Annotated in this window: 1 protein-coding gene and 1 pseudogene; both read left to right on the top strand. The window is 76.6% G+C overall.

Going from position 1 to position 1,103, the window contains the following annotated elements; genetic code table 11:
- Positions 1–217 (top strand): annotated as a pseudogene (locus FRAQA3DRAFT_RS14950) (hypothetical protein); the annotation flags it as partial.
- 336 nt (positions 218–553) lie between these two features.
- Positions 554–1,103 (top strand): alpha-(1->3)-arabinofuranosyltransferase family protein (locus FRAQA3DRAFT_RS14945; RefSeq protein WP_009739870.1); only part of this gene is annotated, 550 nt, incomplete at its 3' end.

Below are 1,103 nucleotides of genomic sequence, written 5' to 3'. Positions count from 1 at the left end.
GAGCTCGGGTGTGAGCCGGCTCCCGAGCCCGGGGGTCGCGATCGGGCATCCCGGGGGGACCGCCGACGACCCCGTCGTGACCATCCCGTCGCCGGGCGGGGAGCCCACCGCGACGGCCACGGCCGCGCTTGCCGCGGCGCTGGCGGCGGCGGTGGGCGGCGGCGAGGTGTCGGTGCGCCCCGCGCCCGAGCGGGACGGCGCAGGCCGCTCGTCGTAGCGGCCGCTCCGTCGGTCTGCGGCCATGGCCCGCCCACGCGGCCACGCGTCGGTCGCCGCCGGCTCGCGGCCGGGCCGTCCCGAGGATGGGGCGGGATGGGGCGGGATGCATCGGGCGCGTATCGGCCCACGGCGGGGTGAGATATCCCGGTTTCGACACCGTAGGTAAGGTCGGGCGTACCTGTTCTCGACCCTGGAGTCAGCGATCCCTTCCCCCGCCGGCGGTCCCGTCGCGACGGCGACCGGCCCGCGCGCGTCCCGGTCATCGGCCGCATTCACCTCCGCTCCCGCCTCCCCGCTGCGTGCCCGCCGGACCTCGCGTTGGCCGCTGCTCGGGATGACGGTCGGTTACGCGGTGCTCTACCTGCTCCAGGCGCCCGGCCGGCTGACCGCGGACACCAAGCTCGACGTCCCGCTCGACCCGTGGGGTTTCATGGGCCGGGCCACCCACCTGTGGAACTCCCTCGCCGAGTTCGGCTACCTGCCGAACCAGTACGTCGGGTACCTGTTCCCGATGGGGCCGTTCTTCGGCCTGGGCAAGCTGGTCGGCCTGCCGCCCTGGGCGACGCAGCGGCTGTGGATGGCGTTGCTGCTCACCGTCTCGTCGTGGGGCGTCGTGCGCCTCGCCGACGCGTTGCGCCTCGGCGTGCCCGCCACCCGGGTGCTGGCTGGGCTCGCCTACACGCTGTCGCCGCTGTTCCTCGGCAAGGTCGGGGCGACCTCCGTCGCGCTTGCCGGCGCGGCGATGCTGCCCTGGATCACCCTGCCGCTCATCCTCGCGCTGCGCCCCGACGGCGCCCTCGGCGCGGACACCGGCACGGCCGCGCCCCCCGGCCCGCCGGACGCCTCCGGGCGTGGGGGAGCCGGCGGGCGCGATCCCGCCGCCG

Origin of the sequence: Frankia sp. QA3, from assembly GCF_000262465.1 — a bacterium.
Taxonomy (GTDB): Bacteria; Actinomycetota; Actinomycetes; order Frankiales; family Frankiaceae; genus Frankia.
The sequence above is the reverse complement of the archived record's forward strand: the minus strand, read 5'-3'. Positions and strand labels throughout refer to the sequence as shown.